Annotated in this window: 18 protein-coding genes; 11 read left to right on the plus strand and 7 right to left on the minus strand. The window is 74.0% G+C overall.

The window, feature by feature from the left end; translation table 11 throughout:
• The first annotated feature begins 110 nt into the window (after window positions 1–110).
• Window positions 111–716: a GTP cyclohydrolase I FolE gene (gene folE, locus BLU95_RS21660; protein ID WP_093861483.1), complete on the plus strand. Its 606-nt coding sequence runs from the start codon at window positions 111–113 to the stop codon at window positions 714–716.
• A gap of 47 nt (window positions 717–763) precedes the next feature.
• Here folE and BLU95_RS21665 read toward each other — a convergent pair whose 3' ends face one another.
• A complete protein-coding gene (locus tag BLU95_RS21665; RefSeq protein ID WP_093861484.1) occupies window positions 764–1,552 on the minus strand; it encodes a ferritin-like domain-containing protein in 789 nt (262 codons plus the stop codon).
• A 113-nt stretch (window positions 1,553–1,665) separates the two neighbouring features.
• Window positions 1,666–2,820 carry an alpha/beta hydrolase gene (locus tag BLU95_RS21670; protein ID WP_093861485.1) on the minus strand — a complete coding sequence of 385 codons (1,155 nt, stop codon included), beginning with the start codon at window positions 2,818–2,820 and terminating at the stop codon, window positions 1,666–1,668.
• Window positions 2,821–3,197: 377 nt separating this feature from the next.
• On the opposite strand from BLU95_RS21670, the gene BLU95_RS21675 reads away from it, so the two are divergent.
• From BLU95_RS21675 to BLU95_RS42395, 7 genes are all read left to right on the plus strand, one after another.
• Window positions 3,198–5,036 carry a phosphatidylglycerol lysyltransferase domain-containing protein gene (locus BLU95_RS21675; protein ID WP_093861486.1) on the plus strand — a complete coding sequence of 613 codons (1,839 nt, stop codon included), beginning with the start codon at window positions 3,198–3,200 and terminating at the stop codon, window positions 5,034–5,036.
• A 174-nt stretch (window positions 5,037–5,210) separates the two neighbouring features.
• On the plus strand, window positions 5,211–6,083 hold the full coding sequence (gene folP, locus BLU95_RS21685) for a dihydropteroate synthase (RefSeq protein WP_173862099.1): 873 nt from the start codon (window positions 5,211–5,213) through the stop codon (window positions 6,081–6,083).
• 42 nt (window positions 6,084–6,125) lie between these two features.
• Window positions 6,126–6,608, plus strand: coding sequence for a nuclear transport factor 2 family protein (locus BLU95_RS21690; protein WP_231977725.1), 483 nt, complete (start codon window positions 6,126–6,128; stop codon window positions 6,606–6,608).
• 257 nt (window positions 6,609–6,865) lie between these two features.
• On the plus strand, window positions 6,866–7,225 hold the full coding sequence (gene folB / locus BLU95_RS21695; protein WP_045939025.1) for a dihydroneopterin aldolase: 360 nt from the start codon (window positions 6,866–6,868) through the stop codon (window positions 7,223–7,225).
• A 61-nt stretch (window positions 7,226–7,286) separates the two neighbouring features.
• Window positions 7,287–7,886 (plus strand): 2-amino-4-hydroxy-6-hydroxymethyldihydropteridine diphosphokinase, encoded by a 600-nt coding sequence (folK, locus tag BLU95_RS21700; RefSeq protein WP_093861488.1) that lies wholly within the window; start codon window positions 7,287–7,289, stop codon window positions 7,884–7,886.
• 231 nt (window positions 7,887–8,117) lie between these two features.
• Entirely contained in the window at window positions 8,118–8,612 is a 495-nt protein-coding gene (locus tag BLU95_RS21705) for a DUF3180 domain-containing protein (protein WP_093861489.1), read from the plus strand.
• Window positions 8,613–8,735: 123 nt separating this feature from the next.
• Entirely contained in the window at window positions 8,736–10,001 is a 1,266-nt protein-coding gene (locus BLU95_RS42395) for a hypothetical protein (RefSeq protein ID WP_093861490.1), read from the plus strand.
• A 219-nt stretch (window positions 10,002–10,220) separates the two neighbouring features.
• On the opposite strand, the gene BLU95_RS21715 is transcribed toward BLU95_RS42395, so the two are convergent.
• Complete coding sequence (locus BLU95_RS21715) at window positions 10,221–10,796, minus strand: TerD family protein (protein WP_093861491.1); 576 nt, start codon at window positions 10,794–10,796, stop codon at window positions 10,221–10,223.
• A 114-nt stretch (window positions 10,797–10,910) separates the two neighbouring features.
• Window positions 10,911–11,399, minus strand: coding sequence for a hypothetical protein (locus tag BLU95_RS21720; RefSeq protein WP_093861492.1), 489 nt, complete (start codon window positions 11,397–11,399; stop codon window positions 10,911–10,913).
• Between the two features lie 78 nt (window positions 11,400–11,477).
• On the opposite strand from BLU95_RS21720, the gene arfB reads away from it, so the two are divergent.
• Window positions 11,478–11,912: an alternative ribosome rescue aminoacyl-tRNA hydrolase ArfB gene (gene arfB / locus BLU95_RS21725; RefSeq protein ID WP_093861493.1), complete on the plus strand. Its 435-nt coding sequence runs from the start codon at window positions 11,478–11,480 to the stop codon at window positions 11,910–11,912.
• A 105-nt stretch (window positions 11,913–12,017) separates the two neighbouring features.
• On the opposite strand, the gene BLU95_RS21730 is transcribed toward arfB, so the two are convergent.
• Window positions 12,018–12,545, minus strand: coding sequence for a flavin reductase family protein (locus BLU95_RS21730; protein WP_093861494.1), 528 nt, complete (start codon window positions 12,543–12,545; stop codon window positions 12,018–12,020).
• Window positions 12,546–12,940: 395 nt separating this feature from the next.
• On the opposite strand from BLU95_RS21730, the gene BLU95_RS21735 reads away from it, so the two are divergent.
• Window positions 12,941–14,785, plus strand: a complete 1,845-nt coding sequence (locus BLU95_RS21735) for a GGDEF domain-containing protein (RefSeq protein WP_093861495.1) — start codon at window positions 12,941–12,943, stop codon at window positions 14,783–14,785.
• A 160-nt stretch (window positions 14,786–14,945) separates the two neighbouring features.
• Window positions 14,946–15,950 carry a putative Ig domain-containing protein gene (locus BLU95_RS21740; protein ID WP_159424968.1) on the plus strand — a complete coding sequence of 335 codons (1,005 nt, stop codon included), beginning with the start codon at window positions 14,946–14,948 and terminating at the stop codon, window positions 15,948–15,950.
• 158 nt (window positions 15,951–16,108) lie between these two features.
• On the opposite strand, the gene nagA is transcribed toward BLU95_RS21740, so the two are convergent.
• Together nagA and BLU95_RS21750 are read right to left on the minus strand one after the other, a co-directional pair.
• Window positions 16,109–17,281, minus strand: a complete 1,173-nt coding sequence (gene nagA, locus BLU95_RS21745; RefSeq protein ID WP_093861497.1) for an N-acetylglucosamine-6-phosphate deacetylase — start codon at window positions 17,279–17,281, stop codon at window positions 16,109–16,111.
• Window positions 17,278–18,222, minus strand: a complete 945-nt coding sequence (locus tag BLU95_RS21750) for an ROK family protein (protein ID WP_093861498.1) — start codon at window positions 18,220–18,222, stop codon at window positions 17,278–17,280. The genes nagA and BLU95_RS21750 overlap by 4 nt, the downstream gene beginning before the upstream one ends.
• Window positions 18,223–18,467: the final 245 nt, after the last annotated feature.

Below are 18,467 nucleotides of genomic sequence, written 5' to 3' on the forward strand. Positions count from 1 at the left end.
CCACCTCCGGCACCCGCCGGAATGGATGCCGCGTCACCGGGGTTTGTACCCTGGAGGCGCGGCATCCGTGCTGTTCAACCCCTGTTCGCCAACGAGTTAGCGAGGCCCGCATGATCGACCCGGTGACGCTCGACGGTCCGCCCGCCGTCGGCACGTTCGACCAGAAGCGGGCCGAGAACGCGATCCGTGAACTCCTGCTCGCGGTCGGTGAGGACCCGGACCGCGAGGGTCTGCTGGAGACCCCGGCCCGGGTGGCGCGGGCCTACAAGGAGATATTCGCGGGCCTCTGGCAGGAGCCCGAGGACGTCCTGACCACCACCTTCGACCTCGGCCACGACGAGATGGTGCTGGTCAAGGACATCGAGCTGACCTCCGTCTGCGAGCACCACCTGGTGCCGTTCCGCGGGGTCGCGCACGTCGGGTACATCCCGTCCCCCAGCGGCAAGATCACCGGCCTGTCCAAGCTGGCCCGGCTGGTCGACGTCTACGCCCGCCGGCCGCAGGTGCAGGAGCGCCTCACCAGCCAGGTCGCCGACGCGCTGATGCGGATCCTGGAACCGCGCGGCGCGATCGTGGTCGTCGAGTGCGAGCACATGTGCATGTCGATGCGCGGCATCCGCAAGCCCGGCGCCAAGACCATCACCTCCTGCGTGCGCGGACAGCTGCGCGACCCGGCCACCCGGGCCGAGGCGATGAGCCTCATCATCGGGCGCTGACCGGGTCGCGACGGCCCCGCACGGGCGGACGGGCGGCCGGGGGCCGCTCAGAGCGGCTCGGGCCCGGCGTGCGGCGGGGCCGGGGTGCCCAGCGCGTCCCGCCGGGCGGGCATCCGCAGCCGCACCATCCGCCGCCAGCCGTACAGCAGGTCGTAGAGGTAGAGCGCGTGCAGGCCGGCCGTGACCACGGCCAGCTGCCAGCGCGGCCAGGCGAGGATCCGGGCCATCCGGGACGTCACCGCCAGCCCGACGTCCCGGTGGGTGCGGATCTCGCCCCGGGCGCAGGTCTCCAGGACGTGCCGGATGTACGGCCCGTGGCCCTCCGCCGAGAGCCGCAGCAGTTCCTCGTGGCAGTAGGCGAGGTGGTTGTCCTCGTCCGCCGAGATCATCCGCATCGCCCGGCCGAGGTCGGGGTTGTCCCCGTACGCCTTGACCAGCTGGCGCATCTGCTCGGCCGCACGCTGCTCGGTCACCCGGCTGTGCGCCAGATAGGTGATGATCTCGCGGTCGGTCAGCGGGATGTCCGTGGTCAGGCGCTCGTGGGCGAGGCCGACGCCCTGCCGCTCGAGCAGCATGCAGTAGTCGGCCTCGGCGGGGACGTCGACCTTGGGCAGGCCGCGCTTGTGCAGCAGCTGGGTGAAGATCCGCCCGTGCTTGCGCTCGTCGGCGCCGTGCCGGGCGATCTTCGGGGCGAGGACCGGGTCACGGGTGAGTTCGGTGATCCGCTCGTTCTCCCAGCCGCCCTGGTCCTCGCCGCCGGCGGCGATGCTGCAGAACAACTGGTAGGCCTCGTCGTTCCGGTAGATCTCCTCGAAGAGGGATCGGGTGCTGAGCATGGGGCCTCCTGCCCGGGTCAGGGACCGCCCCGGCCGTCGGCCGGGGCGGTCGCGATACGTCCCCCCGCGGGGGCGCCCGCCGCGCCCGACCCGCCGGTAATCACTCAGGTGCCCTAGCCGAGGTGGTTGCCGATCCACTCCAGGGTGGCCGGCAGCTCGCGGATCCAGCTGTCGAAGTTGTGGCCGCCGTCGTCCAGGTACATCGACTCCACCTGGAACTGCGGATTGGAGGCGGCCACCTGCTGGGCCAGCTCGACGAACTGGACCGTCTGCGGGTAGTCGGCCTCCTTGCGGGTGGAGACCACCAGCATCGACAGCGGCGGGGCGGGCAGGTTCTGCAGCCGCCAGGTGAGGTCGCTCTGCTCCGCCAGCGTCCGGTCCCCGCCGAACAGGCTGCCGCCGGTGAACTGGTCCTCGACGACCTTCACGTCGCCGTGCAGTCCGGCCGTGACGCCGAACACGTTCGGAGAGCGCATCGCCAGCCGGAACGCACAGCTGCCGCCGGTCGAGTAGCCGAAGACGGCCCAGGAGGCGGGGGAGCGGCCGATCCGGTAGGCGGAGTGCAGCGCCTCGGGGACGTCCTTGGTGAACCAGGTCTCGGTGCGGGGCCCGCCGGCGACGTCCACGCACTCGGTGTTCCGCGGCGGTTCCAGGGTCGGGCGGGACAGCACCACGACGGTCGGCTGCATCTTCCCGGCCCGCTGGAGCTCGATCGCCTGCTGGACGACCGGCAGCTCCTTCATCAGATTGACCGTGATGCCGGGGTAGCCGGCGATCGCCAGCATCACCGGGAACCGGGTCAGGGCGAGCTTGGGGTCGAAGTACTCCGGCGGCAGGTAGACGAACATCTGGTCGGACAGTCCGGTCTCCTTGCCGGTGATCCGGACCGACTCCACCCGGCCGACCTCCTCGGGCGGCCCCTTGGGCAGGTCCCCGACCGTCTCCATGCCGCCCTCGTTCGTCGGCTGGACCAGGGCGTCGCCGACCGGTGCGCCGCCCTTGCGGGCCTCGTTGCTGGTGAGGGCGAGCTTGGTGCCGCCCGAGCCGAGCAGGTCGTCCCAGGAGGTGTAGAACCCGAAGGAGTTGTTGACGCTGAGCGCCAGCACCGACACCAGCACGATCTGAGTCAGCGTCAACAGGCCGACCCGGCCGAGCACCGGGAGTGGGCGCTGCCTCGCCAGCCGCGGCCACAGCCACAGGGTGATCACGAGCGCGGCCGAACCCAGGGCAAGCAGCGAGTTCATCAGCGCGTCGCTGGTCAGTTCCATGCTGTCGGCCTTCCGGTGGGACACTGGCAGTGCGGGTTTCATCGTCTGGCGGACCGTCAGCTCCGGCCACCGCGGCTAGGCTGTCCGGACGCCGGGACGGCCCGGGATCCCGGTGGCGCTCGCGCGCAACCGACGCCCTAAAATGCGGCGTCCACCGTACGTAGCACGTACGCGGGGGCTCGTCGCGCCACGCGGCGAGGGGCCCCCGGGACCCACCCCTCGGCTCAATTCGCAGCGCCCCCGGGGCGCCGGTTTACCCTTCGTTGCCGGTTCCTTGGTGTGCGTCTTGCCAGATGAAGGAAAACGCATGAAGGTCCATCACGGCTCCCACCCCGGAGTGACCGGACACCCCGCGACAGCCTCTACGCTGAACCCCCATGAGCGTTCCCGTGTCCGTTGAGCCGAGCCCCGAGCAGCCGCAGCGCCGTCGCGGCCTGCAGACGCTTCGTACCCAAGCGGCCGCCGTTCCGAGGGCCTGGCTCCCGGGTGCGGTCGGCTACGCCTGTCTGCTGATCGGACTGGTCGACATCGCCAGCGCGGTGTTCCCCAAGCTCCGGCACACCAAGGTGCACACCTTCGCCGGGCAGCTGCCGGGCGGCACCACCACGCTGGCCGCGGCCGGCACCCTGATGGTCGGCCTGCTCCTGGTGCTGCTCGCGCACGCGCTGCGCCGGCGCAAGCGGCGCGCCTGGCGGGTGGTGTGCGTGCTGCTGCCGGTGGGCGCGGCACTGCACCTGCTGCGCTGGCACCAGCTCGGCCCGGCCGTCATCTCGCTGGTGCTGTTCGTGGTCATGCTGGTCCACCAGCGCGAGTTCTACGCCAAGGCCGACCCGCGCACCCGCTGGCGGGCGGTGGTGAACCTGGTCGTCCTGGGCGCCGTGAGCGTCCTGATCGGCCTGCTGATCGTCAGTACCCGGACCAAGTACGAGCTGGGGCACCCGGGCCTGTACCAGCGGCTGGAGCACGTCCTCTACGGGCTGTTCGGCTTCGAGGGGCCGGTGCACTACAACTCGGACCGGATGGCGGACCTGGTCGGCTACCTGCTCGGCGCGATGGGTCTGATCACCGCCTTCACCACCACCTACCTCGCGCTGCGGCCGGAGAAGCCGAAGCCGGAGCTGACCGCCGAGGACGAGGTGAGGGTCCGGGCGCTGCTGGAGCGGCACGGCGAGCGGGACTCGCTGGGCTACTTCGCGCTGCGCCGGGACAAGAGCGTGCTGTTCTCGCCCACCGGCAAGGCGGCGATCTCCTACCGGGTGGTGTCCGGCGTGATGCTGGCCTCCGGCGACCCGGTCGGCGACGTCGAGGCCTGGCCGGGCGCGATCAAGGTGTTCATGGCCGAGGCCCGCGAGCACGCCTGGGTGCCGGCCGTGATGGGCTGCAGCGAGGTCGGCGGCGAGGTCTGGACCCGGGAGGCGGGGCTGGACGCGCTGGAGCTGGGGGACGAGGCGATCGTCGACACCGCCTCCTTCTCGCTCGCCGGGCGGGCCATGCGCAACGTCCGTCAGATGGTCAAGCGGATCGAGCGCAACGGTTACTCCTGCCAGGTCCGCCGGGTCTCCGAGCTCGGCGGGGAGGAGCGGGAGCGGATCGCCGACGCGGCGGCCCGCTGGCGCGGCACCGACACCGAGCGCGGCTTCTCGATGGCGCTCGGCCGGTTCGGCGAGCCGGGCGACGACGCCTGCGTGGTGGTCACCGCCCACAAGGCGCCGGAGGAGGGCGAGAGCGGCGACGACCTCAAGGCGGTGCTGCACTTCGTGCCCTGGGGCGAGGACGGCATCTCGCTGGAGCTGATGCGCCGTGACCGGGCGGCCGACCCGGGCCTGAACGAGCTGCTGATCGTCGCCGCGCTCCAGGCCGTCCCGGCGATGGGGGTGCGCCGGGTGTCGCTGAACTTCGCGATGTTCCGTTCGGCGCTCGCGCGTGGCGAGCGGATCGGCGCGGGACCGGTGCTGCGCGCCTGGCGCGGGCTGCTGGTGTTCCTGTCGCGCTGGTTCCAGATCGAGTCGCTGTACAAGTTCAACGCGAAGTTCCAGCCGGAGTGGGAGCCGCGCTTCCTGGTCTTCCCGAACACCAGGGACCTGCCCAGGATCGGCTTCGCGGCGATGCAGGCGGAGGCCTTCATCACCCTCGGCATGCCGCGCTTCGGCCGCAGGCCGCGCCGCCAGGGGCTGCAGCCGGCGGGGGCCAGGCCGGAGGTCACCGAGGCCGCCTGAGCCGGGCGCACGGCCGCCGGCCCCCGTCGAGGACGTTCCTCGGCGGGGGCCGGCCCGCTGTCCGGGACCGGAGCGGTCCGGGCGACGGGCACGGCCGGGGGCGCGGTCCGCTCGGGGCGACGGGCGCGGCCGGGTGCCCGGGTGGCGCGGACCGGGCCACCGGATAATGGGGGCATGAGCAATTCGGTGCCCTACTCGCTGCCCGCCGGACTGCCGCGGCTGGACCGCTGCGCGGTCATGGGCGTGGTCAACGTGACCCCCGACTCCTTCTCGGACGGCGGACTGTGGCACGACCCCGCGAAGGCGATCGCCCACGGCCTCGCCCTGCGCGCCCGGGGCGCCGACCTGGTCGACGTGGGCGGCGAGTCCACCCGGCCGGGATCGCAGCGGGTCCCGGAGGAGGAGGAACTGCGACGGGTCGTCCCGGTGGTGCGGGAACTGGCCGCGGCCGGGGTCGCGGTCTCCGTCGACACCATGCGGGCCTCGGTGGCCGAGCGGGCGGTGGAGGCCGGCGCGCTGCTCGTCAACGACGTCTCCGGGGGCCTGGCCGACCCCGCGATGGCCCGGGTGGTGGCCGCGACCGGTGTGCCCTTCGTGGTGATGCACTGGCGCGGGCAGTCCGCCGACATGGACCGGCTGGCCGTCTACGGCGACGTGGTCGCCGACGTGGTCGCCGAGCTCACCGCCCGGGTGGAGGCGCTGGTCGCCGCCGGGGTCGACGAACGGCAGCTGATCCTCGACCCGGGGCTCGGCTTCGCGAAGACCGCCGAGCACAACTGGGCGCTGCTCGGCCGGCTCGACGCCCTCACCGCGCTCCGCCGTCCCGTCCTGGTCGCCGCATCGCGCAAGCGGTTCCTGGGTACGCTGCTGGCCGACCCGGAAACCGGGGAGCTGCGCCCGGCCCGGGAGCGCGACGACGCCACTGCCGCGGTGTCGGTGCTGTCGGCGGGGGCCGGTGCCTGGGCGGTGCGGGTGCACGACGTGTCCGGGACGGCGGATGCCGTCCGCGTGGTCGCGGCCTGGCAGCGCGCGGCCCGGCAGGGGTGAGCGCTTGGCGAAGACGGGAGGGTCATGGCAGGTGACGGCAGGTTGAGCGGGGAGACAGCGGGCCGACGGTCCATCGAGGCGGACCGCGAGGCGGCCCTGGAGGCCAACCGCGCGCTCTACGAGGCGCTGGAGAACGGCGACCAGGAGGCGGTGGAGGACGCCTGGCTGGGCGCGGGCGAGGCGGACGACAAGGGGGGCGTCGTCTGCGTCCACCCGGGGTGGCCGGTGCTGCGCGGACGGGCCCAGGTGACCCGCTCCTACATGCTGATCATGGCGAACACCGAGTACATCCAGTTCATCCTCACCGACGAGGAGGCGGAGGTGCAGGGCGATGTGGCCCTTGTCACGTGCACCGAGAACATCCTTTCCGGCGGCGAGGCGGAGGAGGAGGGCGAGCTCGGCCCGCTGGTCGGCGGAAAGGTCGTGTCGACCAATCTCTTCCGGCGCACTCCGGCCGGGTGGAAACTGTGGTCGCACCACGGTTCACCCGTTCTGACCAGCGCCGACGAGGACGACGAGGACTGATTCCGGGCCCGGGCCGGAAATCCCGGGGAAACGGCCCCGGCCGGTGGCCGGGGAATTCCCGGCAGGTCACCGAACGTTCACGTCAATCGCCAATGCGGCGTGCGTGGCGACGGTTCGTGCCGGGTAGGACGGTCGGGTGTTGTCGGCGCGCGCGGGTAGATTCGAAAAGGTCAGCGGCGGGCGCGACGCCCGTCTCCGCCCTGCCCGCCGTTCTCGACCGGGCGGGGCCCGTCCGACTGGGAGCAGTGATTCGTTTGCTGGACCGCGTCACTCTGCGGGGCCTGCGTGCCCGCGGCCACCACGGTGTTTTCGAGCGTGAGCGGGCCGAGGGCCAGACCTTCGTGGTCGACCTGGTGCTGTTCCTGGACACCCGTCCCGCCGCCGCCGGCGACGACCTGACCCGCACGGCGCACTACGGCATCGTGGCCGAGGAGGTCACCGCGATCATCGCGGGCGAGCCGGTCGAGCTGATCGAGACCCTGGCCCAGCGGATCGCGGACCAGTGCCTGAAGCACGAGCCGGTGCAGGAGGTCGAGGTGACCGTGCACAAGCCGGACGCGCCGATCACCGTGCCGTTCGACGACGTGACCGTGACCATCCACCGGGCCCGCGGGTGACCCGTACCGCGTGCCCGGTGCCCGCCGCAGCGCGGCCCGTCTCAGCCCTAGGGGAAGTGCGATGACCACCAGTGACCCGACCGCCGCGCCGAGCACCTTCGACCTGGAGCAGCGGGTCGACTCGGCCGACACCACCCTGCACAGCCAGCGCTGCGCCGTGATCGCCCTCGGCTCCAACCTCGGCAACCGTCTGGACACCCTCCAGGGGGCCGTGGACGCCCTCGCGGACACGCCCGGGCTGAAGGTCAAGGCCGTCTCCGCGGTGTACGAGACGGACGCCGTGGGCGGTCCCTCCGAGCAGCCCGCGTACTACAACGCCGTGGTCGTGCTCCGCACCACCCTGCCGCCCCGCGACCTGCTGGAGCGCGGCAACGCGATCGAGGACGCCTTCGGCCGGGTCCGCACCGTCCACTGGGGCCCGCGCACCCTGGACGTCGACATCCTGGCCTACGAGGGCGTCGTCAGCGAGGACCCGGAGCTGCTGCTCCCGCACCCGCGCTCGCACGAGCGCGCCTTCGTGCTCGCCCCGTGGCTGGACGCCCAGCCGGAGGCCGAGGTGCCCGGGCACGGGCCGGTCGGCGCGCTGCTGGCGGCCCTCGGCGGCCCGGACGCCCAGGGTGTCCGGCGCCGCGAGGACATCCGGCTGACCCTGCCGGAGTAGGTCCGCGGCGGGCCCGCGCCGCGGGCGCGGCTCCCCGGCCCGGCCGGCCGGGGAACTCGGGCGGGGCCGTCGGGCGTACCCATGGTGTCGGCCCCGGTCCGGGGACCCCTCCGGGCCGGGCCCGGTACGGTGGCCTGACGCCGCCGCACCGGAGCCCCCGGGGCGGGCGGCTCCGTCGTCGCCTGCCGCGTCCCGCCTGTCGCCCGTCGCCCGGGAAAGGACCCCGTCCGAGTGAAGCTGCTTCGCCTCCGTCTGCTGGTGGGCATCACCGTCGTCACGACGGCGCTGTCCTGGGCCGGTGCCAAGCTCTGGGCCTCCCTGGACACGCTGCCAGCGGTGCCGGGCGCGGCGCCGGTGGTGCTGGCCGCGGTGGCGGCGATCCTGCTGGCGACCGCGTTCTCGCTGCGCGCGCGGCTGAAGGCGGCGCGCGAGCGGCAGCCCGGCGCGAAGCGGGTGGACCCGCTGGGCGCGGCCCGCGCGGTGGTGCTCGCCCAGGCCAGCGCGCTGGTGTCGGCGGTGGTCACCGGGATCTACGCGGGCGCCGGGATCCAGCTGCTGGGCGAACTGGACGTGCCGGCCCGCAAGGACCAGGCGATCACCGCCGGGCTCGCGGTGCTGGCCGGCGTGGCCGTGATCGCGGCGGCGCTCTGGCTGCAGCACGTCTGCCGGCTGCCGGAGAACCACGACGACCCGGGTGGTCACGGGCCCGCCGCCACCCACCGCTGACCGGTCCCGCTCCGGCGGTCCGGGGCGGATTCCCGGACGCCTCCGGTCGGTCGGGTGCGGTGTCAAGGCCCGAAGCCGACCCTGGGCTGACACGGCCCCAATTCGCACGCTAGTTTCTTGAGCATGTCTCGCGGACGCCACCGTCATTCCTCCGTCCTCGGCCGGGTCTTCCCCCCCACCGCCGCCGGCGTGCTCCTCGTCGCCGCGCTGGGAGCGCTGCTGTTCAGTCAGGACACCGTGCTGGTGCGCTCGGTGGGTGCCGCCGCGGTGCTCGCGACGCTCGGCTTCGCCGTGCTGCTGCGGCAGCGCGACCGGGCCGCCCGGGCGGCGGTCGAGGTCTCGGCGGCGCAGCGGCTGCGGGCCGAGGAGCGGTTCGAGGAGCAGCTCGCCGAGGCGGAGTACGCGGCCGAGGTGGCCGAGGAGCGGGCGACCAGGTTCGGCCGGCGGCTGACCGCCGAGAAGTCCCGGTTGGCGAAGGCCGAGACGGAGATCGCCCGGCTGCTCAAGGAGCGGGCCGTGGCGGTCGCCGAGCAGGCGCTCAAGGAGGCCGAGGCGACCCAGCGGGCGCTCGCCGCGAGCCGCCCCAAGTACCCGGCCAGCCCGGCCGCCTTCGTCCGCGCCGGGGCCGTGCTGCGGCAGCTGGAGCGGCAGGCGGCGCAGGCGCAGGCACAGCGGGAGCGGGAGGCCCGGCAGGAGGCGGAGCGCGCCGCCGCGCGGGAGCGCGCGGCGGGTGCGGAGGTCGCGCTGAGGGCCGGTTCGGCGCCCGCGACCACGGACGCCCCGGTGCCCGCGCGGGCGCCCGGGACGGTGTCCGGGGGAGTGGCGCCGGTGGTGCCCGCTCCGGTCGCTCCCGGCGTGCCCGCGCCCGGCACGGCGCCGTCCGCGCCGTCCGCGTCCGGCGGGGCCACGCCCGTTCCCGCCGCGCCGGTCCGTCCGGTGCTGACGGCGACCGTGGGGCAGCTCGGCGGGGCGCCCGCCGCGCAGCCGGTGCGGCCGGCCGAGCGGCAGCGGCCGCGCCCGGCGGTGCCCGCGGCCGCGCGGCCGCAGGGGTTCAGCTTCTTCGGGCGGGGGGCCGGGGGCGGGGTCCGGCCGGCCGCGCCGACGCCGGTCGTGGGCAGTGTCGCGGAGCTCGGCGAGCGGGCCGACCTCGCGGACGTGGTGGGGGACGAGGTGGTGGCCGCCCAGGCGCAGGCCCAGGCCCAGGCCCAGGCCCGGACACCGGTCGAGGCCCAGGGCACGGTGCCGGCCGCCGGGGCCCCGGAGGCCGCCGAGGAGCGGACCCAGGTCCTGCCCCAGGTCGGCCGGACGGCCGCCCCCGAGGTGGTCGACCTCACCCCGCACGACGAGACCGAGCAGATCGAGGTGCCGGAGCTCCGCGCCTCCCGCTGAGGCGGCGCGAGCGGCCGGTGCCGAGCGGCGCGGGCGGACGGAGGACCGTCCGCCCGCGCCGCTCCTCGTTGCGGGTCCGGGGCTCCGGCACGCAGGGCGGTCGGGTGCGCAGGGCGGTCGGGCGGTCGGGGCGCAGGGTGGTCGGGGCGCCGGGAACGACGCGGCGCCCGCCCCGCCGGGTGGCGGGACGGGCGCCGGAAGGCACCGCGGGGCGGAGCGTCAGAGCTGCACGCCGAAGTCCTGGGCGATGCCGGCCAGGCCGGAGGCGTAGCCCTGGCCGACCGCGCGGAACTTCCACTCGGCGCCGTTGCGGTAGAGCTCGCCGAAGATCATGGCGGTCTCGGTCGCGGCATCCTCGGAGAGGTCGTAGCGGGCGATCTCGGCGCCGCCGGCCGCGTTCACCACGCGGATGTAGGCGTTGCGGACCTGGCCGAAGTTCTGCGACCGGGCGACGGCGTCGTAGATCGAGACCGGGAAGGTGATCTTGGTGGCCTCGGCCGGCAGCGTGGCGAGGTTGACGTTGATCGCCTCGTCGTCGCCGGCGCCCTCGCCGGTGCGGTTGTCACCGGTGTGGACGACGGTGTTGTCCGGGGTGCTGGTGTTGTTGAAGAAGACGAAGTGGCTGTTGGACAGCACCTTTCCGTCCGCGTTCAGCACGATGGCGCTGGCGTCCAGGTCGAACTCGGCACCGGTCGTGGTGCGGACGTCCCAGCCGAGGCCGACGGTGACCGCGGTCAGGCCGGGGGCCTCCTTGGTCAGCGAGACGTTGCCACCCTTGGAGAGGCTCACTGGCATGGTGTGTGCTGTCCCTTCGATTGCTGTTGCCGGGGATAACGCGGGAACCGCGAGGGTTGGTTCCGCGCGGCCGGTTTCTTTTCCGCCCGCCGGCACGGTTCCGGGTATTCCCCGTCAGACGCGTCGGAACCTGCCCTGGAGTTCCCAGACAACCGGATTGTCGGCGAGATCCGGGTGCATGTCGAAGAGGTCGGCGAGAGTGTCCTGGAGGAAATCCCTGGCCTCGCGGCGCAGATCGCCGTGGCGGACCACGACCGGTGGCTCGTCCGGCAGCCAGGTGGCGGTGACCTCCACCCAGTTGAACCGGCGGGCGAACCGCAGCAGATGGGTGTTCTGGGTGAAGTCGAGGTCGGCGGTCTGCACCCGGGCGGCCCGGCCGCCGGCCGGGTCGCGGTCGAGTTCCTCGACGATGTCGCACAGGGCCCAGGCGAAGTCCAGCACCGGGACCCATCCCCAGGCTGTGGACAGGTCGGACGCCTCGTCCTCGACGTGGACGTCGCCGCAGAACAGGTCGTACCGCAGCTCGCGCGCGCCCGCCGACCGGTAGTCGGTCTGCGGGGGGTCGGGGAAGCGGTTGGAGAGGGAGTAGCCGAGCTCGATCACAAGGACATTGTCGGGGTCGGCGCCGGACGGCCGGATAACCGGGTGACCCGGCGTGGTCGGGCGCGGGATGATGGACCCATGCCTGAGCCCGTTCGCGTACGGGGGTCGGTGGTCGTCCCCGACGCCGAGCTCGTCTGGCGCTTCTCCCGTTCCTCCGGCCCCGGTGGCCAGCACGTCAACACCTCCGACACCCAGGTCGAGCTCCGCTACGACCTGGCCGCCTCCGCGGCGCTGCCCGAGGTGTGGAAGGAGCGCGCCCTGGAGCGGCTGGCCGGCCGGCTGGTCGACGGCCGGGTGCTGGTGGTCCGGGCCTCCGAGCACCGCTCGCAGTGGCGCAACCGGGAGGTCGCCGCGGCCCGGCTGGCCTCGCTGCTCGGCGAGGCGACCGCCCCGCCGCCGAAGGCGCGCCGGGCGACCAGGCCCACCCGGGGCATGGTCGAGCGGCGGCTCACCAACAAGCGGCACCGCTCCGAGCTGAAGCAGGGGCGGCGCTCGCCGCGCGGCGGCGAGTAGCGGCGGCGTCCGGTCCGGTCCGTCCGGCAGGTTCAGGTCCGGCCGGCGGCACCCGGCGACGGCCGGCGGTGCCCGGTGTGCCGGGCGGTGACCGGCGGTGCCGGGTCAGCCCAGGGAGCGGTAGCCGCCGCGGAAGTACAGCAGCGGACGGCCGCCGGGGTCGGGCACCCTGGCCTCCAGGACCCGGCCGAGCAGCAGGGTGTGGTCACCGGCCGGGATCCGCTGCTCGGTGCGGCACTCCACGGTGGCGAGCGCGCCACTGATCAGCGGGGCCCCGCTGCAGGGGCCGCGGTGGTGCGGGGCGTCGGCGAACAGCAGCCGGTCGCTGAGCCGGCCCTTCATGGCGAACCGCGAGCCGAGCGCCTTCTGCCCCTCGGACAGCAGCGAGACGGCCCAGGTGTCGGCCCGGGAGAGCACCTCGTCCATCCGGGAGTCCTCGCGGACGGAGATCAGGACCAGCGGCGGCTCCAGCGACACGGACAGGAAGGACGTCGCGGTCATGCCGACGTCCTCGCCGTCGTCCGGATCCTGGACGGTCACCAGGCTGACACCGGAGGCGAGCTGGGAGAGCGCCGCCCGGAACTCGTCGGGGGTCGCGCGGGAGGCAGCTTCGGGCTGCGGGGACGGGTACACGTAGGCACGCTAGCCCGCGACCGGGGGAAACGACATCGGGCCCTGGTCGTAGGACCAGCGACGCAGCGTGGCTCGGTCCGCCCGGGCACCGGGAAGGTTACGGTTCGCGCCCGACCTCACCCCCAGGAGTGAAGGGGAGGGCCTGCCCGGCGGTCAGTCGGCTACAGCGCGGGGCCATTGCGACCGACCACCGGAAATGTGCCGATGAGGCTTTTTGTCCCGTTATGGGGCAGATGAACCGATTAAGGGTGCATTAGTGTCGTGTGATTTAAGTCACAAGTGCTGACCTATTGCTGACCGAGCGTGCCGAACGCTGTGCTCCCTGTGATTCAGTTCTTCTGGCAATCGGACGATAACCAATCAAGACCTATCCGAAGCAGCCGGGGAGCCCCCGCATGGAAGCCGAGTCGGAGCCTTATGTCCGTCTCGCGACCCTCCGCACCTTGCACCGGGTCGTGGCGGACCTCAACGCTGCCCGCAGCCTGGCGGGAACGCTGCAGGCCGTGGTCGAGGGCGCCGTGCACGGGCTCGGATTCGACGCCGCCGCGGTCAGCCTGGTCCGGCCGGACGGCGACCTGGTGGTGGCGGCCGTCTGGGAGCTGGAGGAGAGCGCCATGGGCGGCCCCTCCGTACTGCTCGGCCAGGTCGGCTCCCGCGAGTCCTGGGACCGGCTGCTCGGCGTCAGCGACCACTGGGGCACCCTGCGCTTCCTCCCCTACGACCGCGGCTGGGCCGTGGCCAGCGACATCCCGCGCTGGATCGGGGACGGCCCCATGCCGGTCTACGCCAACGACTGGCACCCCGCCGACGGCCTGCTCGCCCCGATGTACAGCGCCGGCGGCGACCTGCTGGGGGTCCTCTCGGTGGACCGGCCGCGCAGCGGCAAACGCCCCGGGGCCTGGACCCGCGAGGCGCTGGAGATGTTCTCGCTGCAGGCCTCCATCGCGATCGGCAACGCCCGGCTGCGCGCCGAGATGCAACGCGCGCTGGCCCGCCTGGAGAAGGAGCAGCAGGCGCTGCGGGCCAGTGAGGAGAGCTTCCGCCAGGCCTTCGAGTACGCCCCCAGCGGGATGGCCATCACCGAACTCCACGGCGCCGGGCGGGGTCAGCTGACCAGGGTCAACGACGCGCTCTGTCGCCTGCTCGGGCGCCCCCGGGCGGTGCTGCGCCAGCAGAGCTTCGCCGATCTCGTGCACCCCGACGACCGGACGCTGCTGGAGCGCACCAGTGCCGAGAGCGGCCGGGCGGAACTGCGGCTCTCCCGCCGCGACGGCGGGTACCAGTGGGTCTGTCTGCGGAACTCGATCGTGGCCGACGCCGCCGAGGGTCCGAGCTTCCTGCTCACCCACGTCGAGGACATCGAGGACCGCAAGCGGCACGAGCTCCAGCTCGCCCACCGGGCCAGCCACGACGCGCTCACCGGACTGCCGAACGGGGCCGAGCTCAAGGCCCGGCTCGGGCGCCGGCTCTGCGCCCTGCCGCAGGCGGTCGCGGCCGGGCACCAGGCCGTCCCGCCCGGGGACGCCGGTCACGGCGGAGCCGGGTACGCGGCCGCGCTCCGGCCCGACGACGGCTTCGGCGGGTACCCGGAGCACCTGTTCGGCGACTCCCACCGCACGCCCGGCGGGTACGAGGGCGCGGACCCGGCGCACGGCTACGGCCTCCCCGAGGGCTACCCGGCGGCCGCGGCCGCCGGCGCCCCGGACGGGGCGAACGGCTACGGCGACCATGTGCACGCCGTGGTGCCGCCCGACCACGGTCCGGGCGGGGAGATCAGGACCGGCCCGTTCCGGTCGAGTCCGCCGCCCGTCGTGGAGAAGGGGCTCGCGGTGCTCTTCTGCGACCTCGACGGCTTCAAGTCGATCAACGACCGGTTCGGGCACAACGCCGGCGACGCCGTTCTGGTCGAGGTCGCCCGCCGGCTCAGCGGGGCCGTCCGGGACGGCGACACGGTGGCCCGGTTCGGTGGCGACGAGTTCGTGGTGCTGGCCGACGGGATCGGCCGCGACGAGGCGAAGGACCTCGCCCACCGGCTGCGCAACGCGATCATCCCGCCGATGCGGATCGACGGCCGGGCGATGCGGGTCGGGGTGAGCCTCGGCATCGGCTGGGCCGGCTGCGGGATGAGCATCGAGGAGGTCCTGCACACCGCCGACGAGCGGATGTACGACGAGAAGCGGGCCCGGGGCGGCGCGGTGCGCGGCGCGCGCGGCGAACGTTCGCACCGGCGGGCGGGCTGAATCCGGCTCCGGGGCGGGCTCGGGCTACTCGCGGGTTGTCAAGGGGTCTTTTCGGGGCGTAGCCGACGACAGGTAGTGTTCCGGGGGTACGAGCGACCACGATCAGCGTCCGACGGCACGGCAGTGCGGCGGCGCGACCGCGATGGGGGAGTTGACCACCGTGACCACCGCCGGCAGCAGCGGGGCGCCCCAGGGCCCGGAGGGCGGCGCCCCTCAGGACGACGATCCGTTCGGCTACCTCTACCGTCCGGCCGACGGCGCCTCCGGGCAGCCGGCCGAACCGCAGCAGGGCGTGCCCCGCACCCCGTACAGCCGCCCGATGGAGGTCGGCCGCGCCCAGTACGGCCAGCCGCCCAGGGCGCAGCAGCCCTACCCGCCGCAGCAGTCCCACCAGCCGCAGCCCGGCTACCCGCAGGGCCAGCCGCAGCAGCAGTACCCGGCACAGGGCGACTTCGGAGCCGCCCCCACCCAGCAGACCCGCTACGCCGAGCACTCCCGCCCGCAGCCGGGCGAGGAGCGGCCGAGCGGCGGCGGCCGGGGCAAGGGTGCCGTCATCGGCGCGGTGGCCGTGGTCGCGGCGATCGCGATCGGTGCCGCGGTGGCCCTCACCAGCGGGGACCCGGACGGGGACAAGGGCAAGGACAAGGACGCCAGGGCCAGTGCCTCGGCCGGGGCCTCGGCGGGCCCGGGCACCGGTACCGGAAGCGCGAACCCGACCGGCTCCGCGTCGGCCACGCCGGCGGCGACCGCCTCCGGCACCGGCGGCCTGGGCGCGGTGGACGCGAGCCAGCTGCAGGCGCAGAACGCGCCGGCCGGCAACACCGTCAAGGGTGCCAAGTCGGCGGACGGCAGCTACCTGACGCTCAACCCCGGCGGGACCATCACCTGGACCGGTGACCTGGCGGCGGCGGGCACCTACAAGTTCACCGTGCACTACAGCAACGCCGCCGCCGACGTGCGGGCGGCGGCGACGGTCAACGGCAAGGACTGGCCGGGCGGACTGGGCTTCAAGAACTACTCCCCCGGCAAGGACCCGGCCTCGTCCTGGTTCAACACCTACATAACGCCGCCGATGGTGGCGGGCCCGAACACCGTGGTGATCTCGGTGCCGGCGGGCAGCGGCACGATCCTGGTCGACCAGGTGCTGGTGGAAGCCGCCTCCTGAGGCCCGGCCGGGGGTCTTCCGGGATCCTTCCGGGCCCCCTCGGGAGCCTTGTCGGCGCCCTTCCGGAGCCTTTTCGGAGCATGCGAACGGCCGCCCGTTCCCCTCGCGGGGGAGCGGGCGGCCGTTCGGCGTGCCGGAGCGGGCGGTGCGGCGGGAGGTCAGGCGGTGGTGATCGGGGCGAAGCGGTCGCCGCCGGTGATCCACTCGCCGCGGCGCATGACGGCGACCAGGTCGTAGCCGTTGGAGTCGACGACGACGAGGTCGGCGAGCTTGCCGGTCTCCAGGGTGCCGACCCGGTCGGCGAGGCCGAGCAGCCGGGCCGGGACGGTGCAGAGAGACTCCACGGCCTGGTTCAGGCTGAGGCCGTTGACCGTCACCGAGCGCTTGAAGGCGACGTCCAGGGTGAGCGTCGAGCCCGCGATCGCGCCGCCCTCGACCAGCCGGGCCACGCCGTCCTTGACCTCGACCTGGAGCGGGCCGAGGGGGTAGAGGCCGTCGCCCATGCCGGCGGCGCCCATGGCGTCGGTGATGAGGGCGACCCGGGAGGCGCCGGCGGTGCCGTAGGCGAGGTCGAGCACGGAGGGGTGGAGGTGGACGCCGTCGTTGATGAGTTCGACGGTGACCCGCTCGTCCTCCAGCAGGGCCACGATCGGGCCGGGGGCACGGTGGGCGATGCCGGGCATGGCGTTGAAGAGGTGGGTGGCGACGGTGGCGCCGGCGCCGATCGCCTCCAGGGTGCGGGCGTAGTCGGAGTCGGTGTGGCCGACGGCGGCGATGACGCCGAGGTCGGCGAGCATCCGCACCGAGTCGAGGCCGCCGGGGAGTTCGGGGGCGAGGGTGACCATCCTCGCGTGGCCGCGGGCGGCGTCGACGAGCTTGCGGACCAGTGCCGGGTCGGGGTCGCGCAGCAGGTCGGGGCGGTGGGCGCCGCAGCGGTTGTGCGAGATGAACGGGCCCTCGAAGTGGACGCCGGCCACCACGCCGTCCTCGGCGAGTTCGGAGAGGACGGCGGCCTGGCGGGCCAGGTCGTCGATCTCGCCGGTGACGGTGGAGGCGACGGTGGTGGTGGTGCCGTGCTCGAGGTGGGTGCGGGCGGCGCGCAGGGCCTCCTCGGCGATGCCGGAGGCGTAGGAGGCGCCGCCGCCGCCGTGGACGTGCAGGTCGACGAAGCCGGGCACCACGGTGTACCCGGTCAGGTCGAGGTCGCCGGGGGTGGCGGTGCCGCCCAGGCCGGCGATCCGCTCGCCCTCGACGGCGAGGCGGTCGCCCTCGACCACGCCGCCGGGCAGGACCAGCCGGGCGCCGGACAGTGCGAGTCGGTCCGCGGTCACGCGGTCACCTCCATGGAGAGCAGATCCCAGGCGAGCAGGCCGGCGCCCAGCGACGCGGCGGTGTCTTTGAGCATGGCGGGTACGACCTCGGGGGGCATCTGGAACGTCAGCCGCTCCGTGACCGCCGCCCGCAGGGGGCTGAAGAGGGTGTCCCCGGCCTCGGCCAGCCCGCCGCCGACGATCACCCGGGACGGGTCGAGCAGGCTCTGGGCGAGCACGATGCCGTCGGCCAGGGCGTCCACCGCGCGTTGCCAGACCGCGACCGCGCGCGGGTCCCCGGCGTCCACCGCGACGGCGCAGGATGCCGCGTCGGCGTCGGGGTCGCCCACGGCCTCGGCCCAGGCGCGGGAGACGGCGGAGGCGGAGGCGAGGGTCTCCAGGCAGCCCCGGGCGCCGCAGCCGCAGGCGGGGCCGCCGGGGCGGACCACCACATGGCCGATCTCGCCGCCGTAGCCGTGGGCGCCGGCCTCGATCCGGCCGTCGATGCCGATGGCGCCGGCGATGCCGGTGCCGAGGGCGACGAAGAGGAAGCGGTCGACACCCCGGCCGGCCCCGAGCCGGCCCTCGGCGAGACCGCCGGAGCGCACGTCGTGGCCGAGGGCGACCGGCATCGCGCCGTCCGGCCCGGCCAGGCGCCCGCCCAGCAGGGTGCGCAGGGGCAGGTCGCGCCAGCCGAGGTTGGCGGAGAAGACCGCGATGCCCCGCTGTTCGTCGATCGTCCCCGGGACGGCGACGCCCGCCGCCAGGGGCGCGACGCCGAAGCGGGCGCGGCCTTCGTCCGCCAGATCGGCGGCGAAGTCGAGGATGGCGGCGACCACGGCGTCCGTGCCGTGTTCCCGCCCGGTCGGGCGGCGTGCTTCGAACAGCACGGAGCCGTCCTGGGCGAGCAACGCGGCTTTCATGCCGGTCCCGCCAACATCGAGTGCGATGACGTGCTTCACGGGGGACAGTTTCCCTCGGTCCGGTCTAAGAGGTCTAGTCCAGTTGTCGCATTGGTCTGGTCCAAAGGGGTGAGCTTTGTCGCAGAAGTGTGCGGTGTGCGGCACTTTGCGCGAGCCGCCGGGTCGGTCGCCGGGAGGGTGCGACCGGGCGGGCGGGGGCGTCCGGGAGGTCGGATTCGCGGATTTTGTTGCGCAGTGTGCAACAAATCCCGCACTTCGATAACTACCCGGCGTTCGGGGGCCGG

It is taken from the genome of Streptomyces sp. TLI_053 (assembly GCF_900105395.1).
Taxonomy (GTDB): domain Bacteria; phylum Actinomycetota; class Actinomycetes; order Streptomycetales; family Streptomycetaceae; genus Kitasatospora.

Bases quoted from the DNA above. Each gene is read 5' to 3' on its own strand.
- BLU95_RS21670 (WP_093861485.1), bottom strand. From the start codon at position 2,820: ATGGAACTGACCAGCGACGCGCTGATGAACTCGCTGCTTGCCCTGGGT.
- BLU95_RS21735 (WP_093861495.1), top strand. From the start codon at position 12,941: ATGGAAGCCGAGTCGGAGCCTTATGTCCGTCTCGCGACCCTCCGCACC.
- folP (WP_173862099.1), top strand. From the start codon at position 5,211: ATGAGCAATTCGGTGCCCTACTCGCTGCCCGCCGGACTGCCGCGGCTG.
- BLU95_RS21675 (WP_093861486.1), top strand. From the start codon at position 3,198: ATGAGCGTTCCCGTGTCCGTTGAGCCGAGCCCCGAGCAGCCGCAGCGC.
- arfB (WP_093861493.1), top strand. From the start codon at position 11,478: ATGCCTGAGCCCGTTCGCGTACGGGGGTCGGTGGTCGTCCCCGACGCC.
- BLU95_RS21715 (WP_093861491.1), bottom strand. From the start codon at position 10,796: ATGCCAGTGAGCCTCTCCAAGGGTGGCAACGTCTCGCTGACCAAGGAG.
- BLU95_RS21665 (WP_093861484.1), bottom strand. From the start codon at position 1,552: ATGCTCAGCACCCGATCCCTCTTCGAGGAGATCTACCGGAACGACGAG.
- folE (WP_093861483.1), top strand. From the start codon at position 111: ATGATCGACCCGGTGACGCTCGACGGTCCGCCCGCCGTCGGCACGTTC.
- BLU95_RS42395 (WP_093861490.1), top strand. From the start codon at position 8,736: ATGTCTCGCGGACGCCACCGTCATTCCTCCGTCCTCGGCCGGGTCTTC.
- folK (WP_093861488.1), top strand. From the start codon at position 7,287: ATGACCACCAGTGACCCGACCGCCGCGCCGAGCACCTTCGACCTGGAG.